We start from the raw sequence: 19,153 nt of genomic DNA on the forward strand, positions 1-19,153 counted from the left end.
TTTGACGAACTGAGGGGCCATCAGTTTGACATTATGGCCCATCGATATCAGTTTATTGGCCCAGAAATGAGCAGATGCACAGGCCTCCATGCCGATCAAACAGGGTGGGATGTTGGCAAAAAAGGAGGCCATTTGTGCCCGTCTGAGTTGTTTGTTGAACAACCGTTTTCCGTGCTCGTCAACCCCATGGATCTGGAAAACGTTTTTTGCCAAATCGATTCCAATAGTTTTAACGTTCATGATAGCAGCGCTCCGTTCAATGAGTGACGATTTATCGTCCCACTGTGGCACAAGAGATGGGAGGCGACCATTCCATTAACAAAGCCATCCAGATGCAAAAATACCCTACCAAATGGTGCCGAAGGCAATAAGTGACCTTTACGTGCCGTGTTGGGCACATAAGGAGAGGCGGAGCGAAGCGACATCCGCAGTTAGCTCTTTTCCCTTCACAGGGAAGAACGAGCCATATGTGATCCCCTCGCGGGAATGATGATGCCTTGTCATGGCCTCTTATCAGGTAGCCTTTGTGATCCGGTGGCTGAAACCGTGGCAGAGCCGGATTCTTTCCCGATCCGGTTAGTCTTCCCAACATTACGCCTGTTTATTCTCTGCGACCTTTCACAAGGTGTTGCATCATAGAGCGCCGCACGAAGCGCGAGCCACATTGACAAGGGTTATGGGAAAAGGATTAGAGACGCTGGCGGCGTCTTCCGGCTTCAAAGGAAAAACGCAACAGATAGACCAGCGACATAATTTTATGTCGTCAGTGCTGACCGTTCACGTTTTGTACAGGGTTGAGCCTGGAAACTACCTGCCGCTGCGTGATAACATCCCAAAAGCCACTACCAAACACAGCGGCAATCTTTGGTGACATTATTCAAGCAAAAAACACAGGCAAGAAAGGCAGAGTTTTTACTCTAACTCTCTGTTTTATATGAAAACTTTGTGTTGAATGCCGAAGGCCGGACTCGAACCGGCACGTATTTCTACGGTTGATTTTGAATCAACTGCGTCTACCGATTTCGCCACTTCGGCACTGAAGGGGATGCGGAAACGTTCTGGATTATACCTGTCGGTGGCGGCCATGCAAGCGACAGCGTGTCGTCATTGCGCTAAGTGTTGAAAAAAACAGCGCTATCCTGCGCAGCGTCACCTTTTGCTGCCGTTCCACAGCGCGACTGCCACCAGCAACCCTCCTCTCACAACCCCCACAACCCCAACTCCACCTGCCAGCCACTCCCCTTTCCCCTTGATCCCCCAAACCCCACTCAATCTTATCTCAACTTGTTCTCACCCCACTCTCACCCGCATCCCCAGCACAACCCAACGTTCCCCACCCATCCCCAATATCCACTCCCCAACTATTCCCCCTAACCCCACCCACCACAATTCCCATATATTCCAGAAAGTTTTAGCCAATGCCTTTTTGTTATTCATCTACCCCGAAGCCAAATATTAATTTCATCAATATTTTTATAACTTTACATTAATGAAAAGTTTTCTTTTTGCCGTTTATTCCAGGATTTTCCTCAGGCGTGAAGGATTCCGGTAAACACTATTTTTACTAGTCGCTGTACGAGTCTTGATGGACATATTCACTCGATGAATTAACTCAGGAGAATACTTGTGACGACGTTAAAACCCTTGCTGGCCCGCAACCGCAGCTGGGCGCTGCAGAAGTGTCAGCATGACCCGGACTATTTCGAAAAATGGGTCGACGGGCAGCGGCCCCACTCGCTGTGGATCGGCTGCTCCGACAGCCGCGTGCCCGCCGAGGTGCTCACCGGCAGTCAGCCCGGCGAGCTCTTTGTCCACCGCAATATCGCCAACATGCTCGACCCCGCCGACGATAACGTCATGAGCGTCCTGCAGTATGCCCTCCACTACCTTGAGGTGGAGCGGGTGGTGCTCTGCGGCCACTACGGCTGCGGCGGCGTGCAGGCGGCGCTCTCCCTGCCCACCCTGCCGCTGGCGCAGGAATCCTCGGCGCTGGCTCGCCGCATCGGCCAGCTGCGCCACACCCTGCATCACGAAATTGCGCAGATCGCCGATGGGTGTTGTGTTGCGGCCTCCCCCGGCGCCAGCGCCGACGCGGAGCGTTCTCGCCATGCGCTGGACGCCCTGGTGGAAGCCAACGTTCGCGCCCAGTTCGCCCGTCTGCTGGAGAGTGAACCGGTGCAGACGGTGCTCGCCAGCGGGCGACCGCTCAGCCTGCACGGCTGCGTCTACGATCTGGCTTCCGGCCATTTAACCACCCTCGTCGAACACCTCTCACCGCAGGAGCACGCCCCATGAACACGCTTCGTCAGGACTCTCTCGCCGGCATCGTCGTCTTCCTTGTCGCCCTGCCGCTGTGCCTCGGCATCGCCCAGGCCAGCGGCTTACCGCCCTTCGTCGGCCTGCTGACCGGCATCATCGGCGGCCTGGTCGTCACCGCCCTCAGCCCTTCCCGCTTCGCCGTCAGCGGCCCCGCCGCCGGACTGGTCACCATCGTCGTCGCCGCTATTGAATCCCTGGGTTCCTTCTCCCTCTTCCTGATGGCGCTGGTGCTGGCCGGCGCGCTGCAGCTGCTGTTCGGCATCCTGCGGGCCGGGCGCTTTATCTCGCTGGTTCCCGCCAGCGTCATCAAAGGCATGCTGGCGGCGATTGGCATCCTGCTGATTATGCAGCAGATCCCCGTCGCGCTCGGCACGGCGGAAGAGACCGGACTTGCCGAAGTGGTTCAGGGCAACGCCGCTTTCTCCGTCACTGCGATTGCCGTCGCCGCGGGCGGCCTGCTCGTGCTCTGGCTGTGGGGCTCGCCGCTTATCCGCCGGGTGAAGAGCCTGCGCTGGATCCCCGGGCCGCTGATCGCCGTCCTGCTCGGCTGCGTGACCACCCTGCTGCTGACCCATTTTGCGCCGCAGCAGCTGGCCGCTCTGCCGCGTATTACCCTGCCGGCGTTCGGCAGCCTCGGCGACCTGCTGGGCGAGCTGGAATCTCCGGCGTGGAGCGCGTGGCGCAATCCGTCGGTGTGGGTGGTGGCGGTAACCCTGGCGCTGGTCGCCAGCCTCGAAACCTTGCTCAGCCAGGAGGCGCTGAAAAAGCTGCGTCCGCAAAACCCGCCGCCTTCGCCGAACCGTGAAATGGTCGCCCAGGGCGTCGGCAACCTGCTCTCCGGCGTACTCGGGGCGATGCCGATCACCGCGGTGATCGTCCGCAGCTCGGTGAACGTCAGCAACGGCGCGCAGAGCAAACTGTCGATCTTTATCCACGGCGTGCTGCTGCTGATCTGCGGCCTGTGGTTTAGCGGCCTGCTGACCTTAATCCCGCTCGCCAGCCTCGCCGCCGTGCTGCTCTATACCGGCTATAAGCTGGCGACGCCGCGGCTGTTCATCGAGCAGTTCCGCCAGGGGGCGGCGCAGTACGTTCCGTTCCTCGCCACCATCGGCGGGATTATCGCCTTCGGCATGCTGGCGGGGATTGGGATTGGTCTTGCCACCCAGATGGCGTTCAGCCTCTGGCGCAGCCATCGCCACTCGCTGCAGCTGGCGCGCTACGATGACCACTACGTGCTGCGCATCCAGCAGAATCTGACCTTTATGCACAATCCGCATCTGCTGGCTCTGCTGGCGAAGATTCCGGAAAAGAGCGTGGTGATCGTCGAGCACGACAGCGTCGGCTATCTCGACCCGGACGTGCGGGCGGTGCTGGATGATTTTGCCGAGAACGCCCCGCAGCGCGGCATCCGCCTTAATCAGTGGCCGCTGGCCAGCCGCTGACCTTAACGGGCGGCTGGTCCGCCCGCTTCGCGACCCCTCCGATTGCCAAGCGCCGTGAAAAACCATGCTCTACACTTTCTGGGTTATCACGCCAACCCCAAGGAAATGAACATGACCATCATTAAAAGCTACGCCGCCAAAGAAGCGGGCGCCGATCTGTTGCTGTGGGAGTACGATGCCGGCGAGCTGCAGCCGGAAGATGTCGAAGTTGAAGTGGAATACTGCGGGATCTGCCATTCGGACCTGTCGATGATCGACAACGAATGGGGGATGTCGAGCTACCCGCTGGTGGCCGGTCACGAGGTGATTGGCCGGGTGGCGGCGCTGGGCAGCGCGGCGCAGGATAAAGGGCTGAAGATTGGCCAGAAGGTCGGCATCGGCTGGACGGCGCGCAGCTGCGGCCATTGCGACGCCTGCATCAGCGGCAACCAGATCAACTGTCTGGAAGGCTCGGTGCCGACCATTCTCAACCGCGGCGGCTTCGCCAATAAGCTGCGCGCCGACTGGCAGTGGGTGATCCCCCTGCCGGAGAGCATCGATCTGGCGTCCGCCGGCCCGATGCTGTGCGGCGGCATCACCGTCTTTAAACCGCTGCTGACCCACCACGTCACCGCCACCAGCCGCGTCGGGGTGATCGGCATCGGCGGCCTCGGCCATATCGCCATTAAGCTGCTGCGGGCGATGGGCGCGGAAGTGACCGCCTTCAGCTCCAACCCGGCCAAAGAGCAGGAAGTGCTGGCGATGGGCGCCGATCGCGTGGTCAACAGCCGCGATCCTGAAGCCTTAAAAGCGCTGGCCGGTCAGTTCGACCTGATCATCAACACCGTGGCGGTGGACCTCGACTGGCAGCCGTACTTCGAAGCCCTGGCTTACGGCGGCAACTTCCATACCGTCGGCGCGGTGATGAAGCCGTTCCCGGTGCCGGCCTTTACCCTGATCGGCGGCGACCGCAGCATCTCCGGCTCGGCGACCGGTAATCCGTCCGAATTGCGCACGCTGATGAAGTTTGCCGGGCGCAGCAAAGTGGCTCCGACCACCGAGCTGTTCCCGATGTCGCAGATTAACGAAGCGCTGAAACACGTTCGCGAAGGCAAAGCCCGCTACCGCGCGGTGCTGAAAGCCGACTTCTGATCCTTCTCTCCCGCCGGGCGGCCCGCTCGCCCGGCGTTTTCCCCGTCGCTTCATCAAACCGTCATCTCCCCGCCATGCCTCTGTAGTCATTGCTTCCCACAATCCGGGCTTCGATAAATGGCTGAACGAGATGCGCGTCACCATGAGAAAGACCTGGCTTCCCTGGCTGATCCTGTCGCCTTCCCTGCTGTTTTTACTGCTGTTTACCTGGTTCCCGCTGGGGCGTTCGGTGTATGACAGCCTGTTTGATACCCGCATGGCCAGCGACGGCGCACAGTACGTCGGGCTGGATAACTTCGCCCGCCTGTTTGCCGACGGCGTTTTCTGGCAGTCGCTGGTCAATAATCTGCTCTATATCCTGCTGACGGTGGTGCCCGGGGTGACCCTCGCCCTGCTGCTGGCGGTCGCCCTGAGCGAGAACCATCGCGTCAACCGCTGGCTGCGCACCGCCTTTTTCTTCCCGATGATTATCCCGATGGTCAGCGCCGCCGCGCTGTGGCTGTTTATCTTTATGCCCGGCCTCGGCCTGCTCGACCACTATCTGGCAAAGCTGTTCGGGCCGATGAACAACAACTGGCTGGGGCGCAGCAACAGCGCGCTGCTGGCCCTGGCGCTGATCGGCGTGTGGAAGTTCGCCGGCTACTACATGCTGTTTTTCCTCGCCGGGCTGCAGAGCATTCCGGCCTCGACGCGGGAAGCGGCGCTGATGGAGGGGGCTACCCGCACGCAGGTCTTTTTTAAGGTCACGCTACCGCTGCTGCGCCCGACCCTGAGCTTTGTGATCACCACCGCGCTGATCTACTCCATCACCCAGATCGACCACGTGGCGGTGATGACCCGCGGCGGGCCGGACAACGCCACCACCGTGCTGCTCTATTACATCCAGAATCTCGCCTGGGATACCCACGACCTCGGTAAAGCCTCCGCCGCCACCTTCCTCACCCTGGCCGGGCTGTTCGCCTTCTCGCTGATTAACCTGAAACTGCTGGAGAAAGGAGCCCACTATGAGCGCTGAAATCTCGCCGCTGCTGGTCCGCACGCCCGCCGCCGCCCGTCCGCTGTGGCTGCGCCTGCGCCGCTCGTCGCCCTTTACGCTCACAGTATTAATGTGCTGCCTGGCGCTGCTGTGGGTCAGCCCGTTTATCTGGATGCTGGCGACCTCGTTCAGCGCTACCACCTTCGGCGACGATATGGCGTCGCTTCTGCCCCGCCTGCCGCTGACCCTCGATAACTTCCGCGACGCCTGGAACAGCGCCGACTGGCTGAGCCTGTACGCCAACACCCTTATCTTCACCTTCGGCACCTTCTTCGTGCAGCTGTTGACCATCACCACCGCCGGCTACGTCTTCGCCTGCCACGAGTTTCGCGGCAAGCAGACGCTGTTTCTCCTGTTCCTGGTGCAGCTGATGATCATGCCGGTGGTGATGATGGTGCCGAACATGCTAACCCTGAAAACCTTCGGCCTGCTCAACACCCTCACCGGGGTGATGATGCCCTACTTCACCTCGGCGTTCGGCGTGTTCCTGATGCGTCAGGCGTTCCTCGCCATCCCGAAAGAGCTGGAGGAGGCGGCGCTGATGGAGGGCTGCCGCTGGTGGCAGGTGCTGTTCCGCGTGCTGCTGCCGATGTCCTGGCCGTCGGTGCTGGCCTTCGCCACCGTCAGCATTACCTACCACTGGAACGAGTACCTGTGGCCGCTGATGATGCTCAACGATCCCGATAAGCAGGTGCTGACCGTCGGGCTGGTCTCCTTCGCCATGGGCGCCGAATCCGGCGGCCAGTGGGGCACCATCGGCGCCGGGACGCTGATGGTCTGCCTGCCGCTGATGCTGGCGTTCATCCTTTTTCAGAAACAGTTCCTGCGGAGCTTCGGCTTCTCCGGGATCAAATAAGGAGTGATTCATGCTGTTAGCGCACATTTCCGATACCCATTTCCGCAGCCGCGGCGAGAAGCTGTACGGCTTTATCGACGTCAATGCCGCCAACGCCGACGTGGTCTCCCAGCTTAACGCGCTGCGCGAGCGCCCGGATGCGGTGGTGGTGAGCGGGGATATCGTCAACTGCGGCCGCCCGGAGGAGTATCAGGTGGCCCGCCAGATCCTCGGCAGCCTGAACTATCCGCTGTATCTGATCCCCGGCAACCACGACGACAAAACCCATTTTCTCGAGCATCTTCACCCGCTGTGCCCGCAGCTGGGCAACGATCCGCAAAATATGCGCTATGCGGTGGATGACTTCGCCACCCGCCTGCTGTTTATCGACTCCAGTCATGCCGGCACGTCAAAAGGCTGGCTGACCGACGAGACCATCAGCTGGCTGGAGGCGCAACTGTTCGAGGGCGGCGACAAACCGGCAACGATCTTTATGCACCACCCGCCGCTGCCGCTGGGCAATGCGCAGATGGACCCGATCGCCTGCGAAAACGGCCACCGTCTGCTGGCGCTGGTGGAGCGTTTCCCGTCGCTGACGCGCATCTTCTGCGGCCATAACCACAGCCTGACCATGACCCAGTATCGCCAGGCGCTGATCTCCACTATCCCTGGCACCGTCCATCAGGTGCCGTACTGCCACGAAGATACCCGGCCCTATTACGACCTCTCCCCGGCCTCGTGCCTGATGCACCGTCAGGTCGGCGAGCAGTGGGTGAGCTACCAGCACTCGCTGGCCCACTACGCCGGGCCGTGGCTGTACGACGAAAACATCAGTTGCCCAACGGAAGAGCGCTAACCGCCATGCTCAGTCTGCAAAACATCAGTAAACGTTTCGACGGCAAACCGGCGCTCAGCGCCCTGTCGCTGGATATTCACGAAGGCGAATTCGTGGTGCTGGTCGGCCCGTCGGGCTGCGGGAAAAGCACCCTGCTGCGCCTGCTCGCCGGGCTGGAACCGGTTAGCGAAGGCCAAATCTGGCTGCATGATGAGAACATCACCGCCGCCACGCCGCGCGAGCGCAACTTCGCAATGATCTTCCAGAACTATGCCCTGTTTCCGCATCTGTCGGTGCGCGACAACATCACCTTCGGCATGAAGGTGCGCAAGGAAGAGAAAAGCAGCTGGCAGCCGCGGGTGGACAAAGTGGCGCAGATGCTGCAGCTGGAGGCGCTGCTCGATCGCAAACCGGCGAAACTCTCCGGCGGCCAGCGCCAGCGGGTGGCGATGGCCCGGGCGATCGTGCGCAATCCGCGGCTGTTCCTGATGGACGAGCCGCTCTCCAACCTCGACGCCCGCCTGCGCAGCGAAGTGCGCGACAGCATTATGGCCCTCCACCAGCAGCTGAAAACCAGCACCATCTATGTGACCCACGACCAGACCGAGGCGATGTCGATGGCCGACCGCATCGTAGTGATGAACGGCGGCCACGTACAGCAGGTCGGGCGCCCGGAGTATCTGTACGCCAACCCGGCCAACCTGTTCGTCGCCGGGTTTATCGGTTCGCCGGCGATGAACCTCCTGTCGCTGCCCTGCGCCAACGGTGAAGTACTGTTGGGAGAACAGCGCCATCCGCTGCCGCCGCGCCACCGGGATCAGACCCGCGTCTGGCTGGGTGTTCGCCCGGAACATATTACCGACCGCGTGGAGGAGGGCCATCTGCGCCTGCCGGCCACCGTTCTGCAACGAGAACTGATGGGAGCCGATTATCTGCTCCACGTCAGCACCCCGATCAGCACCCTGCGCTTTAGCCGCCGCCACCGCGGCACGGTGCCGGAGAAAGGCGAGTCGCTACTGGTCGGCTTCTCACCTGCCGATGTGCATCTTTTTCATGCTGAGACCCAGCATAATTTGTTGATGGAGTGTAATCATGTTTAAACCTTTTACGCTAGTCGCGGTTGGCCTCAGCCTTGCCCTGAGCGGCGCGGCGCTGGCAAAAGAGAAAATAGACTTCATGTTCCCGGCGCCGGTGGACGGCAAGCTGACCATGGAGATGACCCGCGTCATTAAGCAATTCAACGACTCGCAGCAGGATGTCGAAGTACGCGGGATCTTCACCGGCAACTACGACACAACCAAGATCAAAGCCGAATCGGCGCAGAAGGCCGGCCAGCCGCCGGCGCTGGTGATCATGTCCGCCAACTTCACCACCGATCTGGCGCTGAAGGATGAGATCCTGCCGATGGATGAGCTGTTTAAATATGGCGATCAAAAGGCCGGCGATTTTCTGCACAAGGAATTCTGGCCCGCGATGCATAAGGACGCCCAGGTGATGGGCACCACCTATGCGATCCCGTTCCATAACTCGACGCCGATCCTCTACTACAACAAGACGATGTTCGATCGGGCCGGGATCAAACAGCCGCCGCAGACCTGGGCCGAGCTGCTGGCCGATGCCAAAAAGCTGACCGACGAGAGCACAGGCCAGTGGGGGATCATGCTGCCGTCGACTAACGACGACTACGGCGGCTGGATCTTCTCGGCGCTGGTGCGCGCCAACGGCGGGAAATACTTTAACGAAGACTATCCGGGCGAGGTCTATTACAACTCGCCGACCGCCATCGGCGCCCTGCGCTTCTGGCAGGATCTGATCTACAAGGACAAGGTGATGCCGTCCGGGGTGCTGAACTCGAAGCAGATCAGCGCCGCGTTCTTCTCCGGCAAGCTCGGGATGGCGATGCTCAGCACCGGCGCGCTGGGCTTTATGCGCGAGAACAGCAAAGATTTTGAGCTTGGGGTGGCGATGCTGCCGGCCAAAGAGCAGCGCGCGGTGCCGATCGGCGGCGCCAGCCTGGTGAGCTTTAAAGGCATCAACGACGCGCAGAAGAAAGCGGCGTATCAGTTCCTGACCTATCTGGTGAGCCCCGAGGTGAACGGCGCGTGGAGCCGCTTCACCGGCTATTTCTCGCCGCGCAAGGCGTCATACGATACGCCGGAGATGAAGGCCTATCTGCAGCAGGATCCGCGGGCGGCGATCGCCCTTGAGCAGCTGAAGTACGCCCATCCATGGTACTCCACCTGGGAGACCGTGGCGGTGCGTAAGGCGATGGAGAACCAGCTGGCGGCGGTGGTCAATGATGCCAAAGTGACGCCGGAAGCGGCGGTGCAGGCGGCGCAGAAGGAAGCCGACGCGCTGATGAAACCGTATGTGGATAAGACCGCGCTGGCGGAAGTGAAGTGACGCTTTACCCGTCATCGTCACCCTCACCCCGGCCCTCTCCCTGAGGGAGAGGGAACTGTCCGGCGCTGTGGTTAAGCCCTGGGTCCGGTTGTGAAAGGCAAAAAAGCAGGCCATACCCGGTATGGCCTGAAAATGTCACAACGATTAGATCCCTGCCGTTTCGCGGATATATTTGCGCGCTTTGACGGCGTATTCGAAAGGATTGGCCAGAGCAGGATCCTGCTCGGCTTCCACTACCATCCAGCCTTTATAGCCAAAGTCGTCCAGCAGCTTGAACACCGGACGGAAATCGATCACCCCGTCGCCCGGGACGGTGAAGGTGCCTTTTTTCACGCCGTCGAGGAACGACAGGCCGTCACGGCGCACCTGGTCGATCACCGGCGGGCGGACGTCCTTCAGGTGAACGTGGTTGATGCGCGGCAGATACTTTTTGAGGATCGCCAGCATCGGCGCTTCGCCGCCTTCGGAATACCAGGCGTGGCCGGTGTCGAACAGCAGGAAGACGCGCTCGTCCACCAGCGACATAAATTTGTCGATTTCCGCGGTGGTCTGAATGCCGGTGCCCATGTGGTGATGCAGACAGACCTGCATCCCCTTCTCCGCCGCCAGGCGGCCGAGGGTGTTGTAGCCTTCTGCCACCCGCTGCCACTCTTCGTCGCTGAAGCACGGCTTCGCATCGCCGAGGATCGGTTTATCCAGCCCCTGGATGCTGCCGCTCTGCTCGGAGCAGCCAATCACTTTCGCGCCCATCGCATGAAGGAAGTTCATGTGATTGACGAATTCATCAATGGTTTTTTCCCGCTGGCCGTTGGCGAAAAAGGTGCTGAACCAGGCGTTGCAGATCTGAATGCCGCGGATGTCCAGCATCGGCTTGAGGACCGCCGGGTCGCGCGGATATTTGCTGCCGACTTCGCTACCGGTAAAACCGGCCAGCGCCATTTCGCTGACGATCTGCTGGAAGGTGTTTTCGCTGCCGAGCTCCGGCATATCATCGTTAGTCCAGCCGATTGGGGCGATAGCCAGTTTGACGTTATCTTTGTTCATAGTTGGGCTCCTGCCGCTGCGCCTTAGCGGCGCAGCAATTCACGTTCAATAAGTTCACGGGTTTCCACTGCCTGGTATTTCATTTTTTCCGGGTAGCCAAACAGCGAGGTGGCGACAATCGGCTCCCCGCCGACCTTGAAGGTCTGCTCGGCGAATTTCATTTCGCGCAGGGTGCGGAATAGCGCGTCGAAATCCACATCCCCTTCCCCGACGCCTACGTGCTGGTGCACCACGGCATCCACGCCCGGCGGGTTAACGATATAGCGGCAATGTTTCGTATGATTGCGGGTGTCCGCAATCAGGACATGGGAGAGATCGCTCCCGGCATAGCGCAGCATGCTCGCCACGTCGCCGACGCCTTTGTCGTAGAAAAAGGTGTGCGGCACGCTGTAGACGTACTTCACGTTATCGCTGCGGAACGACTTCACGATATCGACGGTTTCATTGTTCTCTTCGCAGAAATCCCAGGGATGCGCCTGGATCTCCACGCGGATGCCTTCCCGCTCAAAAATCGGCAACAGCTCTTCCATTGAGCGATAGAACATTTCATCGCAGATCTCAGGCTGATTCGGATCGCCGGAGAACTCGGTGTTGATCACCTGAACGCCCATCTCCACCGCAATTTCCACCAGCCGTTTCCAGTTTTTCACCGCCGCCTGACGGCGCAGTTCGTCCGGGCCGGACCAGCGGTAGACGCAGATAAACGACGACAGCTCAAGGCCGGTATCGCGCAGCGCCTGCTTGTACTCCGCCATGATCTCCCGGCTGGCGCGCGGGTGCTTGTAGAACGGGTTAATCTGCGGGTGCGGCGACTGTTCAATGTACTTGTAGCCCCACTCCGCTACCTGATGGACCATGCGGGTGATCCCGAGGTCCTTAATCACATCCACATCAAAGGCAATTTTCATCGTCGTTACCTGTGCAAAGAAGTTCCGTCAGCAAAACGCGCTTAACGTTTGTAGAATGCCGGGCACTCAGGCAGCGTCACTTCAACCGGCTCGCTGGTTCCCTGCGCTTTAATGCAGGCGTCCGCCGCCACCGACGCCGCGTAGCCGTCCCAGGCCGACGGGCCGTGCAGCTGGCCGGCTTTGACGTCGTTGATAAAGGCCTGCAGCTCGACGTCGTAGGCTTTGATAAAGCGGTCTTTCCAGTCGGTGAGAATGGCGGTCGACAGGCTGGCGGACTTGCGCATCTGGACGGCCGACGGCTCCGGCAGACGGGCAATCCCGGTTTCGCCGACCACTTCGCACTGGATGTCATACCCGTACTGGCAGTTCACGAACACTTCGACGTCGATCAGGGTGCCTTTTTTGGTTTCAAAGGAGACGATCTGCGGATCTTTCAGGCGCGCATGGGTGTGCGAGGTGGAGCGCGGGAAGCGCACCTGCACGGAACGGTAGTCATCGTTCAGCAGCCAGCGCAGCACGTCCAGCTCGTGGATCAGGGTGTTGGTGATCGCCATATCGGTGGTGTAGTTCTCGCCGACCGACTGGTTGCGGTGGGCGCAGCGCAGCATCAGCGGTGCGCCGATATCGCCATCGTCGATCACTTTTTTCAGCGCCAGATAGCCTTCGTCGTACGGGCGCATAAAGCCAACCTGCACCAGACGACGGCCGGCCTTCATTTCGGCATCGACGATGCGGCGGCAGCCTTCCGCGGTCATCGCCAGCGGTTTTTCGCAGAATACCGGCTTACCGGCGGCGATGGCGGCCAGAGTGTACTCTTCGTGGGTCGGGTCCCAGGAGGTGACCAGGATGGCATCGACATCGCTGGCGTTAATCACGTCGTGGCCGTCGGCGTAGACTTCCGCCTGCACGCCCGGCAGCGCGACCGCCGCGCGGGCGTTGTCGGCATTGATATCAGACACCGCCACAACGGTGGCGCCCTGCAGAACCTGGGTGCAGCGACGGATGTGTTCTTTACCGATAGCGCCAGCGCCGATGACACCTAATTTGAGCGACATAATGGTTTTCTCCGTAAGTCTGTAGGATTCAGAGTGGATGTTCGTTTTAGTAATCACGCGCCTGGGCGCGCTTTTCATTAATCATTTGCGCCACCTTGCGGATCCGCTCAGAGAGCGCCGTCTGGGCGACTCCGACGTTCCACCAGCTGCCGTATTTGTGCACCATGGTCTTCGGCAGCACTTTAATATCAATCAGAGTGCTGACCGTTTCACGACGGGCGGCGTCCAGCGCATGGCGCAGTTCGTCCAGGGTGGTGACGCGCCAGGTTTTGCAGCCGTAGCCGGCGGCGATGGTGGCGAAGTCCACCGGCACCAGGCCGCCCTGCAGCTGGCCGGTTTCCGGCTGACGGTAGCGGAACTCGGTGCCGAAGCTGTCCATCCCGTGCTCCATCTGCAGGTTGTTGATGCAGCCGTTGGCCATGTTGTCGAACAGCACGACGTTGATCTTCGCCCGCTCCTGCAGGGAGGTGACCAGCTCAGAGTGCAGCATCATGAACGAGCCATCGCCGACCAGGGAGTAGACTTCGCTCTGCGGCTGCGCCAGCTTCACGCCCAGCGCGGCGTTGACTTCGTATCCCATGCAGGAGTAGCCGTACTCCACGTGGTAGGTGTTTTCCGCGCGGTTGCGCCAGACGCGCTGCAGATCGCCGGGCAGGCTGCCCGCCGCCGCGACGATCACCGCCTCGGCCGGCAGCGTTTCATTCAGTACCCCAAGAACGCTGCTCTGGGTCAGGGTGGAGTCGGTGATCTGGCGGAACTCGCGATACACCGATTCACGATCGAGATGATCGTCGATCTCCGGCACAAAGGATTTCTCCTGCCACACCGCCTGGTAGACGCGCTGGGTCTCTTTTAACTGACGGCTCTGCACGCTCTCGATCTGCGCGCCCCAGCCGGCCTGCCAGCCGCTGTCCGCCAGCGCCGCGTCGAGAGCGGTCATCGCTTCCCGGGCGTCCGCCAGCATGGCAATGCCGTCCAGCTTCCAGGCGTCGAAGTTGCTGACGTTAATATTCAGGAAACGCACCTCCGGGTGCTGGAAAATCCATTTCGAGGCGGTGGTAAAATCGCTGAAGCGGGTGCCGACGCCGATCACCAGGTCGGCCTCTTTCGCCAGCAGGTTCGCCGCCAGGCAGCCCGTTTCGCCGACGCCGCCGACGTTCAGGGGGTGAGACGAGACCACCGTCCCCTTCCCGGCCTGGGTTTCGGCGAAGGGCACCCCGTAGCGCTCGGCGAAACGGGACAGCGCTTCGCCCGCGCCGGAGTATTTCACCCCGCCGCCGCAGACGATCAGCGGTTTACGGCTGGCTTTGATGGCCGCCACGGCGTCCGCCAGCTGCGCGGCGCTGGCCGGGCGGCGGTCGAGACGGTGCACGCGGCGCGCAAAGAAGGATTCCGGGTAATCCCAGGCTTCGCCCTGCACATCCTGCGGCAGGCACAGCGTTACCGCGCCGGTTTCCGCCGGGTCGGTCAGGACGCGCATGGCGTTGATGCAGGCGCTCATCAGCTGTTCCGGGCGGGTAATGCGGTCCCAGTATTTGCTGACTGCGCGGAAGGCATCATTGGTGCTGATGCTGAGATCGTAGCTCTGTTCAATCTGCTGGAGCACCGGGTCCGGCTGGCGGGTGGCGAAGACATCGCCCGGCAGCAGCAGCAGCGGGATGCGGTTGGCGCTGGCGGTGCCGGCGGCAGTGATCATGTTGGCCGCTCCCGGACCGATGGAGGAGGTGCAGGCGATAATCTGCCGGCGCAGGGCCTGGCGGGCAAAACCGGTGGCCGCGTGGGCCATCCCCTGCTCGTTGCGCCCCTGATAGACGCGCATATCGCCGCTGTCCTGCTCCAGCGCCTGCCCCAGCCCCAGGACGTTGCCATGGCCGAAAATCGCGAAAATGCCTTTCACGAACTTCAGCTCTACGCCATCCACTTCCAGGTACTGGTTATCGAGGAACTTCACCAGCGCCTGCGCCGTTGTCAGTCTCAGTTTGCCCATGATGCACAATCCTTATTGTTCAGTATTTGTGTGTGGCGTCGCGCCGATGCCGCCGGGGCCGTCGTTCACGTCACTGGAATACCTGTGGATTATAGGCAAACATTTTTTTCATTAAATACAAATACAGAAGAAATATTTCATTTTGCGAGAAGGATCAAACTCTCTACCCATTTCATACGTTTCACTTACATTCCAGACACGTTTTCGGGCCCTTTTTTGCCGCACCAGACGGCAATATCCCCTTAAAAATCATAGGTAAATGGATGCTATTTGGCGTTTCATTTTCCCCCGGGTCGACAGAGGGGGCGATCCGCGCTCGCGCGAGGCTCAGTGCGGCAGAGTGGTAGATCCCTCACACTTTTTGGTTTTTTAATTTCGAACGAGTTTGCAAATGAAATATTTATTTCTCAAACTAAGGGTAACCAATAACCCTCAGGCTGTTCACGGAGTCGACGTCGGGATCCCGACCCTTCCAGGCAGCAGACACCAAAAAGGAAATCCTAGCTATGAATGCAGCAGTAAAGCGGCTCGACGTCATCTGTATAGGTCGGGTGGCCGTCGACCTCTATGCCCAGCAGATTGGTTCGCGGCTAGAAGACGTTGCCAGTTTCGCGAAATATCTGGGCGGCTCCTCCGGCAACGTGGCCTTTGGCACCGCGATTCAGGGGCTGAAATCGGCCATGCTGGCGCGCGTTGGCGATGAACACAACGGCCGTTTCCTGCGCGAAACGCTCAACCGCGCCGGGGTGGATACCGAGTATCTGATTACCGACAAATCTCGCCTGACCGCGCTGGTGATGCTGGGGATTAAGGATCAGGAGACCTTCCCCCTGATTTTCTACCGCGATAACTGCGCCGATATGGCCTTAACGCCTGACGACATTAGCGAGGAGTATATTGCCTCCTCGCGGGCGCTGGCGGTGACTGGCACCCACCTGTCGCACGCCAACACCCGCGCCGCGGTGCTGAAGGCGCTGGAGTACGCCCGCCGTCACGGCCTGCGCACCGCGCTGGATATCGATTACCGTCCGGTGCTGTGGGGGCTCACCTCGCTCGGCGATGGCGAAACCCGTTTCATTGAGTCCGGACCGGTCACCAGCCAGCTGCAGGAAGTGCTGCATCTGTTCGATTTGGTGGTGGGAACCGAAGAAGAGTTTCATATTGCCGGGGGCAGCACCGATACCCTGACCGCGCTGAAAAATGTGCGCAATGCCACCAAAGCCACTCTCGTCTGCAAGCGCGGGCCGATGGGCTGCGTGGTGCTGGAAGGCGACATCCCGGACAGCTGGGACCAGGTGCCGCTACAGCAGGGCGTGCGCGTGGAGGTTCTCAACGTGCTGGGCGCCGGGGATGCCTTTATGTCGGGTCTGCTGCGCGGCTGGCTCAACGACGAAGGCTGGGAGCAGGCTTGCCGTTACGCCAACGCCTGCGGGGCACTGGTGGTCTCCCGCCACGGCTGCGCGCCGGCGATGCCGACCAAAGTCGAACTCGACGACTACCTGCAGCGCGCCGAATCGGTGCCGCGCCCGGACGTCGACGAGCGCCTCAACCACCTGCACCGGGTCACCAGCCGCCGTCAGCAGTGGCCGGAGCTGTGCATTTTCGCCTTCGACCATCGCAAACAGCTGGCCGATCTGGCGCGGGAGACCGGGCGCGACGAAGCCTGCATTCCGCAGCTCAAACTGCTGTTGTTGGCCGCGGCCGAAGCGGCGGCGCAGGAGGCAGGTATCGATCAGCGCAGCGGCATTCTGGCCGACGGCACCTACGGCCAGCGTGCGCTCAACGCCATTACCGGCAAGGGCTGGTGGATCGGGCGCCCTATCGAACTGCCCAGCTCGCGACCACTGCGTCTGGAGCATGGCAACATCGGCTCACAGCTGATCGACTGGCCGCTGGAGCATGTCGTCAAATGCCTGGTCTTCTATCACCCGGACGACCCGGCGGCGCTGCGTGCAGAGCAGGACGCCCTGCTGCTCGAGGTCTGGCAGGCCTGTAACAAGTCAGGCCATGAACTGCTGCTGGAGGTGATCCTGCCGGAAAATGGCCCGGACAAAGACGAGCGCCATTACCACACTATGCTGGAACACTTTTATCAGCTGGGGATCAAACCGGACTGGTGGAAGCTGCCGCCGCTCTCCAGCGCCAGCTGGCAGCAGATCACCGCCCTCATCGAGCGCGAAGATCCGTGGAGCCGCGGGATCCTGATCCTCGGGCTTGACGCGCCTTCCGACAAACTGCGCGCCGGTTTCGCCGAGGCGGCCGCACACCCGATGATCAAAGGTTTCGCCGTCGGGCGCACCATCTTTGGCCAGCCGTCGCGGCGCTGGATGCAGGGTGAGCTCAGCGATGAGGCCCTGATAGAGGAAGTGAAACACAACTACCTGACGCTTATTGGCTACTGGCGCGAAGCCCGCCGCTGATCCCCCGACGCCCGTCTCCGTCACCTTGCGGAGCGGGCGTTTTTCTGTTTCTTCGTGAAATGAATCGCGTATTTCGTCGCAATAAATGAAAAATTCGCTTCATTTGGTACACTGGAAGCCATATTCCTTCCATTTTCTCAGAGCGCACTTTATGGCCAATAACCCAACACAGCTGACCATCCTGCAGGATGAAATCAGGCGTCGCTACGATACGTTAAGCAAACGCCTGAAACAGGTCGCCCGCTATATCCTTGATAACAGCAATAGCGTGGCTTTCGATACCGTGGCCTCCATTGCGCAACAGGCGGATGTTCCCCCTTCCACGTTGATTCGTTTTGCCAACGCCTTCGGCTTCAGCGGCTTTAACGAAATGAAACAGATGTTCAAGCAACATTTGATGGAAGAGACCGCCAACTATACCGAGCGCGCCCGTCTGTTCCGCCAGACCACCAGCGATGAGTCCAGCCCGCCGGAAACGCCAACGGAAATCCTCAATATGTTCACGATGGTGAACAACCAGGCGCTGCAGCAGCTGGCGATGCAGACCTCCAGCGATGATCTGGAGCGCGCGGTGGCCCTGCTGGGCGAGGCGGAAAATATTTACGTCATTGGTCTGCGCCGGTCGTTTAGCGTCGCCTCCTATCTGACCTATGCGCTGCGTCACCTCGATCGCAAAGCCTTTCTGATCGACGGCCTCGGCGGCATGTTCACCGAGCAGCTGAGCCTGGTCGGTCCGAAAGACGTGGTAGTGGCGGTGAGCTTCTCGCCGTACGCCCGGGAAGTGGTCGAGCTGGTGGAGCTGGGCGCGCAGCGCAAAGCGCGCCAGATCGCCATTACCGACAGCCAGGTCAGCCCGCTGGCGGCCTTCAGTGATGTCTGCTTTGTGGTGCGTGAAGCGCAGGTGGATGGCTTCCGCTCGCAGGTTGCTTCGCTGTGTCTGGCCCAGACGCTGGCGGTTTCGCTGGCGCTGAACAGCAGCCAGGAGTCCGAGGCCAAGCAGAAGGCGTGAGATAGGCTGCCTGGCGTTTGTTACTCGGCGGCGCAGTATAGGCTTACGGAAGGATGCCGTAGGCCGGATAAGCGTAGCGCCATCCGGCACAAAGGCGGGTATGGTGTCTGCGGTGTCCTGCCCGGCGGCGCTGCGCTTGCCGGGCCTACGGTATAGGAGCTTACGGGAGGATGCCGTAGGCCGGATAAGGCGAAGCCGCCATCCGGCACAAAGGCGGGTATGGCGCCGGAGGTGTCCTGCCCGACGGCGCTGCGCTTGCCGGGCCTGGGGTATATGGGCTTACGGGAGGCTCCCGTAGGCCGGATAAGCGTAGCGCCATCCGGCACAAAGGCGGGTATGGCGCCGGTGGTGTCCTCCCCGGCGGCGCTGCGCTTGCCGGGCCTGGGGTATATGGGCCTGCGGGGTGCCGGAGATAATGTTATTGGTATGCAACTCTATTAATCCGGGAAAAGCGTTTGTCGCATGTGATTTCAGCGCACATTGCGCTCCCGGTTAATCGTCTACGTTATGCCTGGCATGGCGCAGGGAGCGCACAGGGGGCGGCCAGTCGCCGCCGCCCCCTGTACCCCCGGGCTCCGGCCAGCAAAATCGCCGCTACGCGGTCCCTTCGACTTATCCCTGCAGGCTTCGGGTCGGGCCGAGGCAGCGTCCGTGCAAAACACGGCCCTCAGCCCGCATCCATGCGGGCTGCCCCGGCCTTCCGGGAACGTCTCAGCGATTTTGAGGCCG

Annotated in this window: 14 protein-coding genes, 1 tRNA gene and 1 pseudogene; 10 read left to right on the forward strand and 6 right to left on the reverse strand. The window is 60.8% G+C overall.

The annotated features are described in order from the left end of the window. Together HMPREF1024_RS06680 and HMPREF1024_RS06675 are read right to left on the reverse strand one after the other, a co-directional pair. Nucleotides 1-240 (reverse strand): annotated as a pseudogene (locus tag HMPREF1024_RS06680) (IS110 family transposase); the annotation flags it as partial. Between the two features lie 713 nt (nt 241-953). Continuing rightward, nucleotides 954-1,035: transfer RNA gene (locus HMPREF1024_RS06675), tRNA-Leu, on the reverse strand. Between the two features lie 591 nt (nt 1,036-1,626). Between HMPREF1024_RS06675 and HMPREF1024_RS06670 the strand changes: the two genes are divergently transcribed. The 8 genes from HMPREF1024_RS06670 (at nt 1,627) to HMPREF1024_RS06635 (ending at nt 10,001) form a co-directional block, all read left to right on the forward strand. Next, on the forward strand, nt 1,627-2,295 hold the full coding sequence (locus tag HMPREF1024_RS06670; protein ID WP_009309286.1) for a carbonic anhydrase: 669 nt from the start codon (nt 1,627-1,629) through the stop codon (nt 2,293-2,295). Further along, nucleotides 2,292-3,761 (forward strand): SulP family inorganic anion transporter, encoded by a 1,470-nt coding sequence (locus HMPREF1024_RS06665; protein ID WP_009309287.1) that lies wholly within the window; start codon nt 2,292-2,294, stop codon nt 3,759-3,761. Before HMPREF1024_RS06670 ends, HMPREF1024_RS06665 begins: the two co-directional genes overlap by 4 nt. 111 nt (nt 3,762-3,872) lie before the next feature. After that, nucleotides 3,873-4,892 carry an NAD(P)-dependent alcohol dehydrogenase gene (locus HMPREF1024_RS06660; protein WP_009309288.1) on the forward strand — a complete coding sequence of 340 codons (1,020 nt, stop codon included), beginning with the start codon at nt 3,873-3,875 and terminating at the stop codon, nt 4,890-4,892. A 130-nt stretch (nt 4,893-5,022) separates the two neighbouring features. Further along, entirely contained in the window at nt 5,023-5,907 is an 885-nt protein-coding gene (locus HMPREF1024_RS06655) for a carbohydrate ABC transporter permease (protein WP_012737244.1), read from the forward strand. Next, a complete protein-coding gene (locus tag HMPREF1024_RS06650) occupies nt 5,897-6,784 on the forward strand; it encodes a carbohydrate ABC transporter permease (RefSeq protein ID WP_002886980.1) in 888 nt (295 codons plus the stop codon). The genes HMPREF1024_RS06655 and HMPREF1024_RS06650 overlap by 11 nt, the downstream gene beginning before the upstream one ends. Before the next feature lie 10 nt (nt 6,785-6,794). After that, nucleotides 6,795-7,619, forward strand: a complete 825-nt coding sequence (locus HMPREF1024_RS06645; protein WP_009309289.1) for a phosphodiesterase — start codon at nt 6,795-6,797, stop codon at nt 7,617-7,619. A 5-nt stretch (nt 7,620-7,624) separates the two neighbouring features. Beyond that, nucleotides 7,625-8,698, forward strand: coding sequence for an ABC transporter ATP-binding protein (locus tag HMPREF1024_RS06640; protein ID WP_009309290.1), 1,074 nt, complete (start codon nt 7,625-7,627; stop codon nt 8,696-8,698). Further along, entirely contained in the window at nt 8,691-10,001 is a 1,311-nt protein-coding gene (locus HMPREF1024_RS06635; RefSeq protein WP_009309291.1) for an ABC transporter substrate-binding protein, read from the forward strand. The genes HMPREF1024_RS06640 and HMPREF1024_RS06635 overlap by 8 nt, the downstream gene beginning before the upstream one ends. A gap of 144 nt (nt 10,002-10,145) precedes the next feature. Here HMPREF1024_RS06635 and iolE read toward each other — a convergent pair whose 3' ends face one another. The 4 genes from iolE to iolD are packed head-to-tail and all read right to left on the reverse strand — an operon-like array spanning nt 10,146 to nt 14,995. Beyond that, entirely contained in the window at nt 10,146-11,045 is a 900-nt protein-coding gene (gene iolE / locus HMPREF1024_RS06630; protein WP_002886970.1) for a myo-inosose-2 dehydratase, read from the reverse strand. 23 nt (nt 11,046-11,068) lie between these two features. Continuing rightward, the gene (locus HMPREF1024_RS06625; RefSeq protein WP_004152193.1) at nt 11,069-11,953 is read right to left on the reverse strand and encodes a sugar phosphate isomerase/epimerase family protein; all 885 of its coding nucleotides are present in this window, start codon (nt 11,951-11,953) and stop codon (nt 11,069-11,071) included. Between the two features lie 41 nt (nt 11,954-11,994). Beyond that, nucleotides 11,995-13,008: a Gfo/Idh/MocA family protein gene (locus HMPREF1024_RS06620; protein WP_004186740.1), complete on the reverse strand. Its 1,014-nt coding sequence runs from the start codon at nt 13,006-13,008 to the stop codon at nt 11,995-11,997. A 46-nt stretch (nt 13,009-13,054) separates the two neighbouring features. Then, complete coding sequence (gene iolD / locus HMPREF1024_RS06615) at nt 13,055-14,995, reverse strand: 3D-(3,5/4)-trihydroxycyclohexane-1,2-dione acylhydrolase (decyclizing) (RefSeq protein ID WP_004152191.1); 1,941 nt, start codon at nt 14,993-14,995, stop codon at nt 13,055-13,057. 506 nt (nt 14,996-15,501) lie between these two features. Here iolD and iolC point away from each other — a divergent pair. Together iolC and HMPREF1024_RS06605 are read left to right on the forward strand one after the other, a co-directional pair. After that, nucleotides 15,502-17,415, forward strand: coding sequence for a 5-dehydro-2-deoxygluconokinase (iolC, locus tag HMPREF1024_RS06610; protein ID WP_009309292.1), 1,914 nt, complete (start codon nt 15,502-15,504; stop codon nt 17,413-17,415). 151 nt (nt 17,416-17,566) lie between these two features. Next, complete coding sequence (locus tag HMPREF1024_RS06605) at nt 17,567-18,424, forward strand: MurR/RpiR family transcriptional regulator (protein ID WP_004152190.1); 858 nt, start codon at nt 17,567-17,569, stop codon at nt 18,422-18,424. Nucleotides 18,425-19,153 lie beyond the last annotated feature (729 nt).

This window comes from Klebsiella sp. 4_1_44FAA (assembly GCF_000238715.1).
In the GTDB taxonomy this organism is placed as follows: Bacteria; Pseudomonadota; Gammaproteobacteria; order Enterobacterales; family Enterobacteriaceae; genus Klebsiella; species Klebsiella pneumoniae.